17 protein-coding genes are annotated in these 16083 nt (G+C 67.6%); all 17 read left to right on the top strand.

Going from position 1 to position 16083, the window contains the following annotated elements; all coding sequences use genetic code 11:
- Positions 1–2: 2 nt before the first annotated feature.
- The 17 genes from KY498_RS06865 to KY498_RS06785 all read left to right on the top strand — a co-directional run bounded on the left by KY498_RS06865 (position 3) and on the right by KY498_RS06785 (position 16081).
- Entirely contained in the window at positions 3–1484 is a 1482-nt protein-coding gene (locus KY498_RS06865; protein WP_219879591.1) for a ParB/RepB/Spo0J family partition protein, read from the top strand.
- The gene (locus KY498_RS06860; RefSeq protein ID WP_219879590.1) at positions 1481–2584 is read left to right on the top strand and encodes a hypothetical protein; all 1104 of its coding nucleotides are present in this window, start codon (positions 1481–1483) and stop codon (positions 2582–2584) included. Before KY498_RS06865 ends, KY498_RS06860 begins: the two co-directional genes overlap by 4 nt.
- A 138-nt stretch (positions 2585–2722) precedes the next feature.
- Positions 2723–3469, top strand: a complete 747-nt coding sequence (locus KY498_RS06855) for a hypothetical protein (protein ID WP_219879589.1) — start codon at positions 2723–2725, stop codon at positions 3467–3469.
- Positions 3448–4437 (top strand): DNA adenine methylase, encoded by a 990-nt coding sequence (locus KY498_RS06850; protein ID WP_219879588.1) that lies wholly within the window; start codon positions 3448–3450, stop codon positions 4435–4437. The genes KY498_RS06855 and KY498_RS06850 overlap by 22 nt, the downstream gene beginning before the upstream one ends.
- Positions 4434–4772 carry a DUF4031 domain-containing protein gene (locus tag KY498_RS06845; RefSeq protein ID WP_191007891.1) on the top strand — a complete coding sequence of 113 codons (339 nt, stop codon included), beginning with the start codon at positions 4434–4436 and terminating at the stop codon, positions 4770–4772. The genes KY498_RS06850 and KY498_RS06845 overlap by 4 nt, the downstream gene beginning before the upstream one ends.
- Positions 4769–5161 (top strand): hypothetical protein, encoded by a 393-nt coding sequence (locus tag KY498_RS06840; RefSeq protein WP_191007890.1) that lies wholly within the window; start codon positions 4769–4771, stop codon positions 5159–5161. The genes KY498_RS06845 and KY498_RS06840 overlap by 4 nt, the downstream gene beginning before the upstream one ends.
- A gap of 751 nt (positions 5162–5912) precedes the next feature.
- A complete protein-coding gene (locus KY498_RS06835; RefSeq protein ID WP_219879587.1) occupies positions 5913–6770 on the top strand; it encodes a site-specific integrase in 858 nt (285 codons plus the stop codon).
- 531 nt (positions 6771–7301) lie between these two features.
- Positions 7302–7916 (top strand): hypothetical protein, encoded by a 615-nt coding sequence (locus KY498_RS06830; RefSeq protein ID WP_219879586.1) that lies wholly within the window; start codon positions 7302–7304, stop codon positions 7914–7916.
- Between the two features lie 124 nt (positions 7917–8040).
- Positions 8041–8724 (top strand): hypothetical protein, encoded by a 684-nt coding sequence (locus tag KY498_RS06825; RefSeq protein WP_219879585.1) that lies wholly within the window; start codon positions 8041–8043, stop codon positions 8722–8724.
- A 281-nt stretch (positions 8725–9005) separates the two neighbouring features.
- Complete coding sequence (locus KY498_RS06820; RefSeq protein ID WP_191008161.1) at positions 9006–9311, top strand: hypothetical protein; 306 nt, start codon at positions 9006–9008, stop codon at positions 9309–9311.
- Between the two features lie 548 nt (positions 9312–9859).
- A complete protein-coding gene (locus tag KY498_RS06815) occupies positions 9860–10504 on the top strand; it encodes a P27 family phage terminase small subunit (RefSeq protein WP_219879584.1) in 645 nt (214 codons plus the stop codon).
- 14 nt (positions 10505–10518) lie between these two features.
- Positions 10519–12075, top strand: a complete 1557-nt coding sequence (locus tag KY498_RS06810) for a terminase large subunit (protein ID WP_191008163.1) — start codon at positions 10519–10521, stop codon at positions 12073–12075.
- A gap of 12 nt (positions 12076–12087) precedes the next feature.
- A complete protein-coding gene (locus KY498_RS06805) occupies positions 12088–12294 on the top strand; it encodes a hypothetical protein (protein ID WP_219879583.1) in 207 nt (68 codons plus the stop codon).
- Positions 12294–13757: a phage portal protein gene (locus KY498_RS06800; protein ID WP_219879582.1), complete on the top strand. Its 1464-nt coding sequence runs from the start codon at positions 12294–12296 to the stop codon at positions 13755–13757. The genes KY498_RS06805 and KY498_RS06800 overlap by 1 nt, the downstream gene beginning before the upstream one ends.
- Entirely contained in the window at positions 13738–14436 is a 699-nt protein-coding gene (locus tag KY498_RS06795) for an HK97 family phage prohead protease (RefSeq protein ID WP_219879581.1), read from the top strand. Before KY498_RS06800 ends, KY498_RS06795 begins: the two co-directional genes overlap by 20 nt.
- A gap of 22 nt (positions 14437–14458) precedes the next feature.
- Positions 14459–15715: a phage major capsid protein gene (locus KY498_RS06790; RefSeq protein WP_191008167.1), complete on the top strand. Its 1257-nt coding sequence runs from the start codon at positions 14459–14461 to the stop codon at positions 15713–15715.
- 3 nt (positions 15716–15718) lie between these two features.
- The gene (locus KY498_RS06785; RefSeq protein ID WP_191008168.1) at positions 15719–16081 is read left to right on the top strand and encodes a hypothetical protein; all 363 of its coding nucleotides are present in this window, start codon (positions 15719–15721) and stop codon (positions 16079–16081) included.
- Positions 16082–16083: the final 2 nt, after the last annotated feature.

Here is a 16083-nt window from a genome sequence, read left to right as displayed (position 1 = left end):
CCATGACCACCACCACCGACCTTCAACTCATCAAGGTCGACCCCGCCGCGCTCGCCGTCCGCGACCAGGCGCGCGAGGATGCGACGCCCGACGAGCAGCTGATCGCCTCGGTGCTGCAGCACGGCATCATCCAGCCTCCTGTCGTCGAGGAGCACGACGGCGGGTACGTCATCGTCACGGGTCACCGCCGTGTCGGTGCGGCGATCGCCGCCGGCATCGCCGAGATCTCCGTCATCCTCCGCCCCACCCCGCTCGACGGTGAGGCCATCACGCTCGAGCAGCAGATCGTCGAGAACGAGCGCCGCAAGCAGCTCTCCGCCCGCGACCTCGCCGCCGGCTACCAGAGGCTCACCCTCTTCGGTCTGCGCCCCGAGGACATCGCCGCCGGCCTCGGAGAGAAGCCCGAACGGATCCGCGCGGGACTCAGGGTCACCGCATCGGAGAAGGCCGCCGACCTCGTCGCGCAGGAGCCGACGATCGACCTCGAGCGCGCCGCGATCATCGCCGAGTTCGACGAGCACCCGAAGCTTCAGCAGAAGCTCATCAAAACCGCGACCACCCGCCCCGAGAACTTCGACCGCGACACCGCAGACGCCCGCTCCAAGCGAGAAGTCGACGCCCGCGTCACGAAGCTCAAGGAGCAGCTCGTCGCCGAGAACGTCGACGTCGTCGAAATCCTCACCTACGGCAGCGAATGGTGGACCGGCAAGGGTGCGCCGGGCACCGGGAAGACCCTCGAACGCCTCGGCATCGAACCCGCCGCGCACACCACCTGCCCCGGCCACGCCGCGATCATCGAGAAGGCGGCGTCCTACTACCTCCACGAGCAGCCCGACGACTGGATCCGCTACGTCTGCACCGACTGGGAAACCAACGGTCACACCCTCCCGTCCGCCGTGCACGTCCGGGAGAGGACGCCCGAGGAACTCGAACGCGAAGCCGAGTGGCAGCGCCAGCAGCAGGAGCGCCGCGAACGCCAGGCGCTCATCGACACCAACACCGACGTCCGCCGCGCGTGGATCCACACCCACCTCACCACCGGACGCCTCCGCCCCGTCGCCGCGCACTTCGACCTCCTCGCCGCCGCCCTCCGCGCCGAGATCCACCACGAGGACGCGCCCGACCCGCGCCTCACGCTGCAGCTCATCGACGGCACCGCACGTCCCCGCAACATGACATGGCAGGAACAGAACGCGCTCGCCGACGAGCTTGTCGAGGTTGTCGAGTCGGGCCGTGTGCCGTCGCTGCGCATCGCGCTCGCTCGAGCGTTCGCCTATTTCGAGGACCGCGGACACTTCGACGGCGCCGCGGCCGTGAAGTACTGGGACGCTCTCGAGGCCCTCGACTACACGCTCACCGACACCGACAAGGACCATCGCGCCGATGCGCTCGTCGCCCAGACCGAATGGTTCGCCGACCGCGCCGGTGAGGACCTCACCGGCGACGCCGCCGACGACGAGAACGAGCCGGAGGTCGACGAGTGAACGCCGCAGCTGACCGTCTCGACGACTCCTTCCCGCACGGCGCCGTCGACGGGTACAAGGGCGGATGCCGCGGCAACGCCTGCCCCGCCGGCGACGAGTACGGACTCTCCTGCAAGCGAGCGAACCAGCTCAACGCCGGCGACTACCGCTACCAGAAGCTCGTCAAGCGCGGCCTCACCCCGGGCGACATCGCCCTCGAGCTCGGCCTCGTCCCCGAGAACCCGACCGCACCCGTCGTGCCCACCAAGACGACCCCCACCCCCAAGGAGACCGCCCCGGTCGAGACGTCCACCGTCGACGAGGTACCTGAGCCGCCCGTCACCGACGCCGACCTCGACGCCTGGGCCGAAGACCACCCCGAACCCACCCCGATCCCGCACATCACCGACGAGATCGACCAACTCCCCCCCCGCATCGACATGGCCACCCCCGAACCCCTCACCATCGACGAGAACGCGCTCGCCGACGCCGCCACCGCCGCCCCCGACGCGAGGGTCGAGGTCGCGACGCCCGCCGAGTTCGCCGCCCGCTGGAACGGCCTGAGCGACGACGAGCGGGCCACATGGGTCCAGGACATGCGCCTCGCCCACCGCACCGCCCACCAGTGCTGGATCGAGGACCACGCCACCCTCGTCCGCCTCCGCGACACCCGACCCGACTGGGCCACCGTCGCCACCACCGAAGACCTCGGCAACGCCATCGCACAACGCGACCAAGCCCGCCGCTTCGCCGAGAACACCCTCGCCGAACTCGCACACCTCGAGGCCCGTGAAGAGTCCGCCCTCACCCTCGCCATGCAGAAGTGGGCCGATGTCGTCGCCGAACGTGACGCCCTCGACCGCGAGCTCACCACCCTCCGAAACACCCTCTACGCCGTCCGCGACGTCGAAGCACAACTCTCCGAGGCCTACGCCGAAATCCGCGCGCTCGCCGACGCGGCCGCGGAGCGTGACCGTCTCGCTGCGCGCCTGGCTCTCTCGGATGCGCTTCTCACGAGTCAGCAGCACGAGATCGAGCGGCAGCGTCGCGTGATCGAAGCCGCTGCGGCATCGCGACCGACGATCGTGCGGGACGTCTTGCGGATCGGGCGTGCGCGATGAGGGCGACCAAGGGCTTCGGATGCACCGAACACCCACAGTGGAGGTCCGTCATGGTCCCGACCTGGTTCGGATGGTGGATGCCGCGCCTGCACCTGTGGGCGCACAACCGGCTCACGAACCACATGGACGGGAGCCGTGATGCCTGACGCACCCCGGATGCTCGATCTGTTCTGCTGTGAGGGCGGCGCGTCGACGGGCTACGCGCGAGCCGGGTTCCGCCTGTACGGCGTCGACAAGGTGCCGCAGGACGCCTACCCGTTCCCGATCTACATCGGCGACGCCATCGACGCCCTCGATCGGCTCCTCGCCGGCGAGGCGCTGCCGTTCACGCATCCGAACGGCGACGTCGAGTGGTTGATGCTCGCCGACTTCGCTGCCCTCGGCGCGTCGCCGCCGTGCCAGGCGCACTCGACGATCACCCCGGACAAGTCCAAGCACGTCGACCTCATCCCGCCCACACGCGAGCGTCTGCACGCGACCGGCAAGCCGTTCATCATGGAGAACGTCGAGGGCGCACGGCGGACGATGGACAACGCCGTGAAGCTGTGTGGTTCGTCTTTCGGCCTGCGGGTTCGGCGGCATCGTTACTTCGAGACGAACCTCGATCACGTGTGGTCGTTGCCCTGCCGCCACGCCGAGCAGGGCCGACCGATCGGTGTCTACGGTGACCATCCGCAGGACGACAGCGACTATCGCCGGCCGGACGGGACCAAGCGCGGCGACAAGGCCAAGACGATCGACGAGGCGCGCGAGGTGATGGGGATGCCGTGGGCGACGTGGCATGGGACGACGCAGGCGGTCCCGCCGGCGTACACCGAGTTCCTCGGGCACCAGCTCATCGGCATCCTGAAGGAGGAGCCCGCATGGTCCAAGCAGAACAGTTGACTGCGCCGTTCCCGTACTTCGGTGGTAAGAGGCACGTCGCGCCCATGGTGTGGGACCTTCTGGGCGACGTTGAGGCCTACGTGGAGCCGTTCGCCGGCTCGGCTGCCGTCCTTCTCGGGCGGCCGGAGGTGAAGGGACATCGCCGCGAGGTACTCAACGACCTCGACGGGTGGATCACGAACCTCTGGCGCGCTATCCGTGACCGACCCGACGAAGTGATGTCCTATGCGGGCGGTCCCGTGATGGAACTGGACTTGCATGCGCGTCTCGCTTGGTTGCGGGAACGGAACGACGGCGAGCTGGCGGATTGGCTGGCAGGCGATCCCGAGCATTGCGACCCGAAGGCTGCTGCATGGTGGTTGTCTGCAACGATCGGAAGCATCGGCGGCGGAACCAACCGCGGCCCATGGAAGTCGGACGGCGAGTACTTACGCAAGACGCGGGGCGCGAAGGACGGCATCTGCCGCGCGATCCCGCATCTTGGGCAAGGGCGCGCAGGCATGCGAGTGCTCGCCGCTGATCTTCCGGCTCTCTCAGCGCGGATGCGGAACGTCGTTATCACCTGTGGTGACTGGAAGCGTCCGTTGTCGAAGAACCTCCGCCACTACACGACAGTCGGCGTCCTGCTCGACCCGCCGTACGAAGACAGCAAGCGTACGAGCGACGGTCAGGAGATCTACCAGCATGACAGCGCCGATGTTTCGGCGGAGGTGCGCGCTTGGTGCGCCAAAGCTCCACGGGACTGGCGAATCGTGTTGTGTGGATACGACGACGAACACGACGAACTCGTGGATCGGGGGTGGCGGAAGTTGACGCCGCCCAAGGCGGTCAGTTCGGGTTACAACGTCACTGATCTCAACTCTCAGCGTGACCGCCTGTGGGTGTCGCCGGCGTGCCTCGAACTGAACACACAGCAGGCGTTCGACTTCGACGCACTGCTGGCTCACGGATCGGGTGATCCGTCATGAGCGTCTACGTGGATGACATGTTCAAGAAGGCCACCGTTCCGAACGGTGCGCGAAGCGTGACGGGCGAGTGGTGCCATATGCAGGCCGACACCCGCGAAGAACTCGACGCGATGGCCGACAAGATCGGTCTGCGCCGTTCGTGGATTCAGTACCCCGACGACGATGTTAAGCGCCATTACGACGTGACGCGACCCCGACGAGCCGCCGCTGTCGCGGCCGGTGCGGTCGAGATCGGGATGCTCGACCTCGCGCGGCTGCGCGCGAAGTGGCGAGCTGACCGCAAGGCACGCAGTTCGGCTGTACAGGACCACCCGAACGGTAGGAGCGAACGATGACCGAGACGCGAGCACGCCGCCGAATCCGCGAGGCCGTCGAGTCCCGCGGGTTCAAGGTCGAGGCGCTGGATTGGGAGCCGATCTACGACTCCGGCGAGATGGGCGGCGCAGCCGGTGGGTGGTCGCTCGACCTCGACCGGGATTGCTTCGAGAACACGCACCCCGGCAACGACCTCTACGCGCTCAACGTCGAGGAGCTGATCGGCTACATCGACTGGGCGCTCATCCCGCCACGCCCGTGTGCGTGCTACCCGGACGGGAAGCGTCCGCGGCGCCTGCCGATCCGCCCTCTTGTGGGCGATCCGAGCGAGCCCCTTCACGCCGAGGGGTGCGAGTGGCGGCTGAACTACCGCCTGTCGTGGTGGCCCAGTTCGGGTGATCCGTCATGAGCATGGCGTACGTGCGGCGGTACTACGGCGTTCCCGCCCGTCGGGGCGCACGCGTGGCATACAACGGGCGTCCGGGCCGCATCACGAGCGCGGACCACCGCATCCGCGTGCGCTTTGACGGCGACAACTTCTCTTCGATCATCCATCCCACTGAGGACGGGTTGGTCTACCTCGACGGATGGGTGGGAGACGTGCAAGAAGCGGCCGAACGGAGCCAACGCCGGGTTCGCTCCCGGGCCGGGTGATCCGTCATGGGCGAGATGGTGGAGCCGTTCGTTGTGCTCTACGCGGTCAGGTACGGGCTGCCGCGGTCGACGTATGCCCATCATGAAGCGGTGATGCTCGCCATCGCTCATGCCCCGGCGCTGAGGAGATGGGCCGACACGTTGATCCCCGACATTCGCGCGACTGAAGAGGACGTGCCCTATCGGGTCCCGTGCGACTCCCGTTGCCGTGGAGGAACACGACCGCGCGATCGCCGCGCTCAAGGTGGGCGACCCCGTATGAGTGGTCGCGCAATCTGTGAGCGGTGTTCTGCTGGCCGTCATTCGCACGACACCTATACCGGCGCTCGCCGAGGTGAGGACGCGGGATGCCCGTTCGCCGTCGACGGCCACGAGTGCCGGTGTTCCGTTCGGCTGCCCACGGAGGTGGAACAGACCGAGGATCTCGCGACCTGGATCACCACCAACCTCGACGTTCGACTGCTGCCATGGCAGCGCGAGTACTTGAAGCGATGGGAGAGAAGGTAATGCTGACAGCTGAGTGGCGGAAGGCGATCGAGGGCTACCTCGCGCACGAGCGTGCCGGCGGGAAGCGGACGTCGACGAGCGCCGCGCGCCGGCAGCACCTCGAACACCTCGCCCGTCGGGTGAACGTCGGCCCCTGGCAGGTGACGACCGACATCCTGCTCGACTTCCTCGCCGCGCAGGAGTGGGCATCGGAGACCCGCCGCGGCCGCCGCACCACGTTCGGACGCTTCTACGCGTGGGGAATGTTCCGCGGCTTCGTGCACGTGAACCCCGTCGACGACACCCCGCACGTCCGCACCATCAATGGTGCCGCCCGCCCCGCACCGGACAAGGTCTACCACGAGGCACTCCTCGCCGCCGACCCGCGCGCCCAGCTCATGCTCCGCCTCGCCGCGGAGCTCGGCCTCCGCCGCGGCGAAGTCGCCCGCGTCCACACCCGCGACCTCATGGTCGACCTCGTCAACTACTCCCTCATCGTCCACGGCAAAGGCGGACGCGACCGGATCGTCCCCCTCCCGCAATCCCTCGGCCAGCAGCTCGCCACCGAACCCGCCGGCTACCTGTTCCCCGGCCGCGACAACGGCCACCTCTCACCCCGCTACATCGGCAAAATCATCCGCGACCTCCTCCCCGGCGAATGGACCATGCACACCCTCCGCCACCGCTTCGGAACCCGCGCCTACGCCCTCACCAGCGACCTCCTCCTCGTCCAAGACCTCCTCGGACACGCCTCACCCTCAACCACCCGCCGCTACGTCGCCGGCAACCCCACCCGCGCCCGCGAAGCCATCGAAGCGCTCGCCGCGCAGACCGAACAGCTCCCGCCCGCACGGCCGACCCTCAGCGCAGTCAGCTGATGCCCGCCCTCATCGACCTCACCGGCCAACAGTTCGGCCGCCTCCGCGTCCTCCAGCGCCTCGACGACCGCGTCATGCCTTCCGGCGCCCGACAGCCCGTCTGGGGCTGCCAGTGCGCCTGCGGGCGCCGCACCACCGAGGAAGGACGCGCCCTGAGCGCCGGCCGCGCCATGTCATGCCGTGAGTGTGTCCGCGACCCGTCCCGCATGCTCAAGTACGCCCAAACCTACGTCGCCTACTGGCCGAAGTGGGGCGTCCTGAAAGTCGGTCGAGCCTGGCGCTCGTCCCGCCTCGAGCAACTCAGCGAAGACGCGATCGTCATCGTCTGCATGAGCGGCACCGACGAAACCTGGGAACGCGAAGCCCTGGCCCTGCTCCGAGCCCGATTCCCCACCGCGTTCGACAACGCCCGCCAAGCCGAAGAACTCATGCGCCACGGCCGCGGCTACTCCGAGTGCGTCCTCGTCGACACCCACGAACTCGACGAAGCACTCGAACTCTGCATGACCGGATTCGCGAGAGGAAACGACCTTGGCTACAACCCACCAGCAACCCCAAGCTGGCGGCAGACACTCACCCAACTCCGCACCGCCCGACGCGCTCGCCGTCGCGGCGACGCTGGTGGCGCTGCGTCTGATCGCATCGCCGGAGACGCGCATGCCGCTGGACGTGGCGACGATCGCCGGTCTGCTGTGGCCGAGGGAGGAAGCCGCGACGGCGATCGACCGAGCGGTGATGCACCTGCTGCTGCTCGAGGAGGCGAGGCAGATCACGACGGGGATCGAGACGGATGGGCAGGAGTGGATTCACCTCGACGGGTCTCCGTTTTCACCGGGTGTAAGCGAGAGTGCGCGGGCGAGCGGGCGAGCGCGGGCGAGCGCGGGCGAGCAGCCGCGGGAGCGGCCTCCTCGCCGCCCGTGGTTCATGGATGCTCCGCCGATTGGGTGTGTCGATCATCCGCGGGGTTCTCGGTTCCCGTGTGGTCCCTGCCGCACTGCGCGCCTGAATCACGAGATGTTCATGCTCCAGGGTCGCGCTCGTGCGCAGCTCGCGGATTGGGAGTCCGTCAACGGCCCCGTCGAGGACTGGGAAGGCGACGAGTCGGGGTCGACTCGCGGAGAGGTGCTGTTCGATGAGCCGTTCTGAGTGCGTGCGTGGATGCCTCCGCCCCGAGGTGCACCTGGCTGACTGTCCCGCGTCGGCGAACCCCGCTGAGCCGTGCCCGATCCCTCGTCGCTGCGCGGGCGCGGTCGTGCTCGAGGGCTTCGTCGTGTGCGAGACGTGCCGCAAGCGCATCCGCGGTCTGCTGCGCATCGCTCCCGACCTCCTCGGTCGTCTCCGGGCTCTCGCCGGCCATGGCAAGGCTGTCGTGTACTCGCCCGTGAAGACGTTCGCGGCCGCGTCGACCGCGCCCGATCAGGTTGACGCCGAGGTCGCCGACGCGCTGATCGAGATCTCCCAGAACCTGCGCGACTGGTCGCGGTGGATCAACATGCACACGCTCGACGGGGTCGACCGCATCCTCGCCGACGCTGACCAGACGCTACGCCTCGCCGCCGCGGTGATCGACATGCACACACCCGACGAGGACGGTGGCCGGCACTGGTCGATCGCGGATGCCGCGTCGAGGTGGGGTGTCGAGCGCCGCGACCGGAGCACCTTCGTCTACCAGGACGACGCGGACGACGTCGAGATTCTGATCAACCCGATTCCGGAGCCGCGCTTCGACCCGCTGCTGATCACGCGCGATGCGGCGAAGCGTGCGCAGGTGACCGAGCGTCAGCTGCGCAACTGGGTGGCGGCGGGGGAGCTCGCGCCTCGGGCAACGCTTCGCGACGGCCGCGGGGTGATGACTCGCTGGTACCGACAGTCCGAGGTCGACGCGACGGCAGCGCGCATGCGTGCAGCGGCGGTCGCATCACAGTTTCGACCTCGCCGCGCCGCGCCCGCGTAGTTCGCGGCACTTCCACGGCTCGTGGTACGCTGTGCGTGCACGAGATCTATGACCTAAGCCTCATCCCGACGGATGGGGCTTTCGTCGTTCGTGCGCTCTTCTCGGGGGTGTGTGCTCACCGCCGAGTCGCCGCCTCGCCGTGACCACGCGACCTCAACTCCTTAGGCGCCCCGATCTGTGGGCGAGTCGCTTGATGCTCTCGGCGGGGCGTGATCGTGAGAAGGGATGGGCTCTCGCTGTTGCGCGCGGGAGCCCATCCTCGACGGAGACGAGGCGCGGCGATGACATCGGCACGCAAGACCACGCGACGGTTCGTGAAGGACCGTGCAGAGTTCCGCGCGAGGTGCGCCGAAGTCAACGCGCCGTGCTGGATCTGCGGCGAGCGGCACATTGACTACGACGCCCCATCGGACGACTACACGAACGGCGATCGCTTCGAGCTCGACCACTACTACCCGGTCTCCACGCATCCTCAGCTGCAGCATGACCCGGCCAACTTCCGCGCGTCCACGCACGACTGCAACAACGAGCGCAGCAACGGCCCTCCCCGCCCCGGTCTCGGTGTCCTGTCGCAGGCGTGGACGTAGGGGAGGGGCGTTCGAATCTCAGGGATCCGCGCCTGGCGGCCCACCTCCCGCGCGGTCTGTTCCTCTCTCCCCGAGCGCACGCACGCGAGACGCCCGCGCAGCGTTTTGGGTGGCATCGGATATGCACCCTTTGACCTGATCGGGGTGGAAAAATATGCACGACCGGCGCGCTATTCGGGCGCATCGTGAAGCAGGCGGGACGATCCGAGGCATCGCTCGCGAGATCGGTGCCGACCGAAACAGCATCCGTCGAGCGCTCGCCGATGGCGCGGCTCTGGACTACCACCGGCCATCGCTCGCTGAAGAGTACGAGCCTGCCGTTCGTGACGTGTTGGCGGACTATCCCCGCATCAGCGTGATGCAGGTGGCTGAGATCGTCGAGTGGCCGGCATCGCGTCGCGCGTTGTCGAACCTCGTCGCGAGACTTCGTCCGATCGCGTTGGACCGTGAGCGGGAGTCGTTGACGTCGATCCCGCTCGGCAGCCTCCGCGCGGGCGTCGCTGCCGCCGGACGCATCAGCGTAGGCGCCCTGAGGGTTGGAGGCATCCATGGCATCTCCGAAGCCCTTCACCATTCCCTCCGACCCGCCCGAACGTCTTGACGAGGAGGGGCGCGAGGTCTGGCGTGACGTGGTCGAGCGCGGCGCGATTGCGCCCGGCGTCGACGAGCACACGCTCGAGGCGTACTGCGCGCTCGTCGTCCGGTGGCGTGACGCATCCCGCCGCATCGCCGAAGACGGCCTGGTCGTTGACGGTGGGGAGAAGCGCGGAGCGATCGTCCACCCAGCTCTCGCGGCGGAGCGTCAGCTCGCGCAGCAGCTGCGCGAGTGGGCGGAACTCGTCAACCGTCCCGCAGCGCTGCGTCGACGTCCCGGCCGCATCTACGACGCGACTCGGGAGTCGATCAAGGAAGCCGGACTCGACACCAAGAAGCAGTACGCGGGCGCATGCGAGGCCGTCCTCACCTTGGCGTGGCTGATCGACGAGGCACAGCGTGAAGGCCTCGATGAGCTCCGCAAGGCAGCTCACCCGCTGATCCCGAACTACCTGAAGGGGTGCGCGGAGCTGAAGATCACGCCCGCATCCGTGCCCGCCCAGGCAGGGCCAGCCCCTGCCGTAGGCGCCGGCCCAACCGCAGAGGCGGCGCCCGACGACGACATCGCGGCGATGCGCCGCAAGCTCGGCGCCGGCTAACAAAGGGAGGCGCCGTGGCGGATGCGTTCGGGATCACCGAGCCTCGCGTCTGGACGGTGCCGCTGCGTCCCCTCACTCCGAAGACGTCGCGCGGGTTCGCGGTCATCGACTTCGCGCGTGACACCCTCCACGTCACGCTCTACCCGTGGCAAGAGTGGCTGCTGATCCACCTGCTCGAGCTAAACCCGGACGGCACGCTGCGCTTCCGCAAAGCGCTAGTGATCGTCGGTCGGCAGAACGGGAAGACCCTGATCGGTGCCGTGCTCTGCGCGTTCTGGCTCTACGTTGATGCCGGCCGCTGGCCCCAGCAACTGCGCGAGTTCGACTTCGAGATCGTCGGCGCCGCGCAGAAGCTCGACATCGCAATGAAGCCGTGGAAGCAGGTGCGCCGATGGGGTGCGCCCGACGATCGGAAAATCGGCATCGCTCCCGATCGCGTTCCCCAGCTGCAGGCGTTCACCTACCCGCCCCGCACGACGAACGGAGAGACAGAGCTCCGCACCCACGGGGGAGCCGTCTACAAGCCACGGACCTTCGACGGCGCCCGCGGCATGTCCGCTGCGCGGCTGATGCTCGACGAGCTCCGTCAGCAATACGACTACGACGGCTGGTCATCGATCGAGAAGGCATCCTCGGCGATGTATGACTCGCTGCTGCTGTGCTTCTCCAACGCCGGCACCGCGAAGTCGAAGGTACTGAAGGGTGTCCGTGAGTCCGCCCACCGCGACGTCGAGAACCCGGATGCGGAGTGGTTCGTCGCGGAGTGGTCGGCTCTGCCCGAGGCGAGCCTCGATGACCCGATGGCGTTCCGTCAAGCCAACCCGTCCGCGGGGTATCACCCGGGCATGACGATCAAGGGCCTCATGCGCTCGGCGGCGAATGCGCCGGAGAAGAACGTCGAACGTATCGAGGTGCTTGGCCAGTGGGTAACCGCTGAGATCACCCCCTATATCGACTTCGCAGCATGGGACGCGTGCGCGGATGCGCCGATCGTCGGCGCCGACGGGACGCTCGCCTACGCAGGCTCTCAGATCGCCGCGGGTCGCCGCATCATGCTCGGCGTTGACGTCTCCAGCGATCACAGGATGTCCTACATCGCGGTCGCGAGCTCACGTGATGACGACCTCGCCCATGTTGAGGTGATCGCGCAGCGTCCCCGCATGATGTGGGTGATCGAGCATCTCAAGAAGGTGCGGGAGAAGACCGGCGTCAACGAGGTTGCGTTGCAGGGGCGCGGAACGGCTGCGTCTGACCTGATCGAGCCGCTCAAGCGCGAAGGCTTCGTCGTCCACGAGATATCCGCAACCCCGCTGCTCAACAGCGCCGGTCGCCTCCACGACGCCATACGTGCAGGGCAACTGCGACACCGCTCGCAACCGTCCCTGGACATGGCGGTGGAGAACGGCGTCACGAAGGCACTGAACGGAATGCCGGTCTGGGATCGGGAGAAAGCTCCCGTCGACATATCCCCGGTCATCGCGGTCACCATGGCCTTCTACGCCCTGCTGACCACCCAAGCGACCGAACCGCCGGAGTCGGCCTACGAGGACCACGGTCTCCTCGTCGTCTGAGAGGGGGCGAAGATGCGCGAACTGAAGCTGCTCACCGGGCACCTCGTCGTGATCGCAGCTGACGCAGTGACGCTGCGCGGTGTCATCGAGTCTGCGTCGCGCTCCGCGGTCACGCTCGTCAACGCCGAGGATGTCACTGCGCCGCAGCGTGCGCTCATCGCAGGGGCCGTGCTTGTCCCCACCGCCCGCATCCAGTACGTGCAGGTGGTGGAGAACTGATGGCCTACTTCGACACCCTCTCCGAGCTCGGCGACTACGCCGCAAATACCGGCGCCAGCATCGAAGTCGTCGATCCTCCGACCACCCTCACGGAATGGACGGACAAGCTCGCCTACGGACCCGCCTGGGACAACCAGCCGTCGGTCCGCAAGGTCGTCGGCTTCATCGCCCGACAGCTCGCATCCACCCCGCTGCACCTGTTCGAGCGCTCGCCGAACAACGACCGTGAGCGGGTGCGCGTGGGAGCCTTGGCGGAGCTGCTGCGCCGCCCGTCGCGCGCCCCGGGAGTGACCCCGTACCGGTTCTGGGAGTCGTTGCTGATCGATGGCCTCCTCCACGACAAGTGGGTCGCGCGGATCAACGAGCACAACGACGGCTACTCACTCACCCGTATCCCCGCCGTGCGGGTTCGGTTCAAGAGCGACTGGCTCGGTCAGATCGAGAAGATCCGCATCACCAACGACAAGGGCGAGACGCAGGAGGAGGACCCCGCCGGCTACCTCATCGACGTCGGCTACTCGACCCGAGGCGCGAACGGAACGAGCCCCCTAAAGACGCTGCGCGACATTCTCGACGAGTACAGCGAAGCGATCGCGTACCGACGCGAGGTGATGCAGAACGGTGCCCGCATCCCGCAGGTGATCGAGCGACCACATGAAGCGGGGAAGTTCGAAGAGGGCGCGTTCACGCGGTTCAAGCAGTCCTGGCAGGCGTTCCTGAAGGGCGGCGGGAAGGCGGGCGGCACGCCGATCCTCGAAGACGGGATGAAGCTCAAAGAGGTCAACTCGTTCCGCCCCCGCGACACCGAGGATCTTGAAGGGCGACGGCTCACCGACATTGAGGTGTGCTCGTCGTACTACATCGCGCCGGAGCTCGTCGGCGCCCGCCCCGGCACATTCGCGAACGTGAAGGCGTTCAAGGAGATGCTCTTCGGCCCGAACCTCGGCCCGTACTACGACGCCTGGCAGCAGGTGCTCAACAACGGACTCGTCCCGCTCATCGAGCCGTCGCGTGACGTGTACATCGAAGCATCAATCGAGGCGAAGATGCGCGGCTCGTTCGAAGAGCAGATCGACTACCTCTCCACCGCTGTTGGCGCACCGATCATGACCCGCAATGAGGCTCGACCCCGGCTCAATCTGCCGCAGGTCGACGGTGGCGATGAGCTGGTCACTCCGCTCAACGTCCTCATCGGCGGCCAGGCATCTCCACAGTCGGGCAAGTCGATGGACGTCGTCGTGCGGGAGTTCCAACACCGACAAATCCAGGTCGCCCGCTCGCAGAAGAACGCGGGCGTGCACGACTGGTGGGACCGCGCCCGTTGGGACCGCGAGCTCGCGGATGACCTGGTCGCTGCGGGCGCTGAGCCAGACCGCGCGAAGGCGCTCGCGCGCCTGATCAACGACAAGACGGAGCGCATGCTCACGACGGAAGGAACCTCCGGTGCTGACGAAGACGGTTGATGTCGAGATCAAGGCGATCGGCGCCGAGGGCGACGGACGGTTCCAGGCGTACGCGTCGACGTTCGACGTGGTCGACACGTACGGCGACATGGTCATCAAGGGTGCCTTCCTCGAGTCCCTCGCCGAGTACGGCAAGAAGGGGGAGGGCATCCCGCTCTACTGGCGGCATCGCATGGACGACCCGTTCATGCTTATCGGCCAGACCATCGAGGCGAAGGAGGACAGCCACGGCCTGTGGGTGGACTGCACGCTGCTGGACACCAACAACGCCAAGCAGGTGTACGCACTCCTGAAGGCCGGACTCGTCAGGCAGATGAGCTTCGCGTACGACGTCGTCGAAGCGGGATGGGTCGAGAAGACCGTCGACGGTAAGAGCGTCAGCTACTACGAGCTGCGCAAGCTCCGCATCCACGAGGTGTCCGTCGTGCCGGTCGGCGCGAACCAGGAGACGGAGATCCTCGCCGTGAAGGCTGCACGCGACGCGGCGATCGCGGCGCTCGAAGACGACCGCCAGAAGGCGGACGAGGCACCCGCATCCGCGGGCGCCGACATCCAGGGAACGGCAGACGAGCCGTCAGACGCCAAGACCGAGGAGCCCCCCGGGGCCAAGGCCGAGGAGCCGAAGACGGAGCAGTCCAAGCGGCACCTGGGACTCATCACCATCGCAACGGCCCTCTGAGGGCAGAAAAGGCAGGCATGAGATGAATCTCAAGCAGCAGCTCGCGGCGCTCCAGAAGGAGCTCCTCGGCATCCAGACCAAGGCCACGGCTGAGGGCCGCGACTTCACCGACGACGAGATGACGGAGATCGAGGCCAAGAGCGCCGAGATCGCCCAGCTGAAGACCCGCATCGAGCGGATCGACGCCTCGGAGAAGTCGCTCAAGGAACTCATCGAGTTCGGCAAGTCCGATGACGCCGTCGACGACAACCCCGACGACTTCAAGGACGTGCCCCTCGGTGAGCGGTTCACGAAGTCCGGAGCGTACGAGGCATTCGCGAAGGCGAACCCCACGGGCGTCGGCCAGGGCTCTCCCGTGAACATCGAGCGCGTCCGCATCGGCGACATGAAGGACTTCTTCGCCAACCGCAAGGCGCTCACCTCTCCGCAGGCACGGATCCAGAACATCCGTGTCCCGATGGTCGACATGGTCGACCGGGACGAGCTCACCCTCCTCGATCTGATCTCGCGCGGACAGACCGGCGGCAACTTCGAGTACGTGCAGGTGGTCTCGGTCACCCGCAGCGCGAAGATCGTCCCGGAGGCGACGAGCGGCACGGACAACGCGGCACTCAAGCCCGTGTCGGAGATGTCGACGCAGCTCGCCGACGCGAAGGTCTACACCTACGCCGACGGCTACGACGTCACCAACCAGCTGCTCGCCGACGCACCGGCGTTCGCGTCCTACATGGACCAGGAGCTGCGCTACTCGCTCGATGCGGTCATCGAGGACAAGCTCCTCAACGGCAGCGGAACGTCGGGCGAGCCGAAGGGGATCCTGAACACCACCGGCATCCAGGATCACGAGTTCACCGGCACCACGCCGAAGGACCTCGTCCGGGCCGTGCGCCGAGGGATCACCAAGGTCACCCGCCACGGCATCGGCGGCCGCGTGACCGCCGTGCTGATCTCGCCCGAGGACGCCGAAGAGATCGATCTCATGGAGGACGGCAACCAGCGCTTCTACGGACAGGGCCCGTTCGGCAGCGGACCGGACACGCTGTGGGGTCGCCCGCGCGTCACGTCCGAGCGCATCGACCCCGGCACGTTCCTGCTTGGCGACTTCAAGCAGGTCGCCCTGCTCGACCGTGAAGGCCTGTCCGTGCTGGCGTTCAACCAGCACAAGGACTACGCCCAGCGCAACATGACCTACGTGCGCGCCGAGCTGCGCGCCGCCCAGGTCGTGTGGAAGCCGAACCGCCTCGTGTTCGGTCACCGTGGCACCGTCGAGGAGGGGTAACCCATGGGCGAGAGCATCGTCATCATCGACGGCATCCGCTACAGGCGGGAGGACGCACTCGCACGCGGCCTCCTCACCGAGGCCCGCGGCTCCGGTCGCGCGCTCAGCCTCACCGCCGCCCAGATCGACGTCGACGCACTGGTCGAGGCCCGCGTCGCCGACCACGAGAAGCAACTCGACTCCGCACACGCCGAGAGATCGAAGGCGCTCGAGGCCGAGTTCGACGAGCGCGTCTCGGCCGCCGTCGAAGAGAAGCTCGCCGAACGCATCACCGCCGCGCTCGCCGAGCGGGACGGTGCGGCGGACGCCGGGAACGCAGAACCCGTCAAGCCGGCCAACCGCTCCGCGAAGCCGGCGACCAAGTAGGG

Origin of the sequence: Microbacterium sp. PAMC21962 (genome assembly GCF_019443465.1) — a bacterium.
GTDB classification, from domain to species: Bacteria; Actinomycetota; Actinomycetes; order Actinomycetales; family Microbacteriaceae; genus Microbacterium; species Microbacterium hominis.
The sequence above is the reverse complement of the archived record's forward strand: the minus strand, read 5'-3'. Positions and strand labels throughout refer to the sequence as shown.

What these genes read in the sequence shown, in the direction of transcription:
- KY498_RS06865 (WP_219879591.1), top strand. Translation starts at nt 3, where the DNA reads ATGACCACCACCACCGACCTTCAACTCATCAAGGTCGACCCCGCCGCG.
- KY498_RS06855 (WP_219879589.1), top strand. Translation starts at nt 2,723, where the DNA reads ATGCCTGACGCACCCCGGATGCTCGATCTGTTCTGCTGTGAGGGCGGC.
- KY498_RS06850 (WP_219879588.1), top strand. Translation starts at nt 3,448, where the DNA reads ATGGTCCAAGCAGAACAGTTGACTGCGCCGTTCCCGTACTTCGGTGGT.
- KY498_RS06845 (WP_191007891.1), top strand. Translation starts at nt 4,434, where the DNA reads ATGAGCGTCTACGTGGATGACATGTTCAAGAAGGCCACCGTTCCGAAC.
- KY498_RS06840 (WP_191007890.1), top strand. Translation starts at nt 4,769, where the DNA reads ATGACCGAGACGCGAGCACGCCGCCGAATCCGCGAGGCCGTCGAGTCC.
- KY498_RS06835 (WP_219879587.1), top strand. Translation starts at nt 5,913, where the DNA reads ATGCTGACAGCTGAGTGGCGGAAGGCGATCGAGGGCTACCTCGCGCAC.
- KY498_RS06820 (WP_191008161.1), top strand. Translation starts at nt 9,006, where the DNA reads ATGACATCGGCACGCAAGACCACGCGACGGTTCGTGAAGGACCGTGCA.
- KY498_RS06815 (WP_219879584.1), top strand. Translation starts at nt 9,860, where the DNA reads ATGGCATCTCCGAAGCCCTTCACCATTCCCTCCGACCCGCCCGAACGT.
- KY498_RS06805 (WP_219879583.1), top strand. Translation starts at nt 12,088, where the DNA reads ATGCGCGAACTGAAGCTGCTCACCGGGCACCTCGTCGTGATCGCAGCT.
- KY498_RS06800 (WP_219879582.1), top strand. Translation starts at nt 12,294, where the DNA reads ATGGCCTACTTCGACACCCTCTCCGAGCTCGGCGACTACGCCGCAAAT.
- KY498_RS06790 (WP_191008167.1), top strand. Translation starts at nt 14,459, where the DNA reads ATGAATCTCAAGCAGCAGCTCGCGGCGCTCCAGAAGGAGCTCCTCGGC.
- KY498_RS06785 (WP_191008168.1), top strand. Translation starts at nt 15,719, where the DNA reads ATGGGCGAGAGCATCGTCATCATCGACGGCATCCGCTACAGGCGGGAG.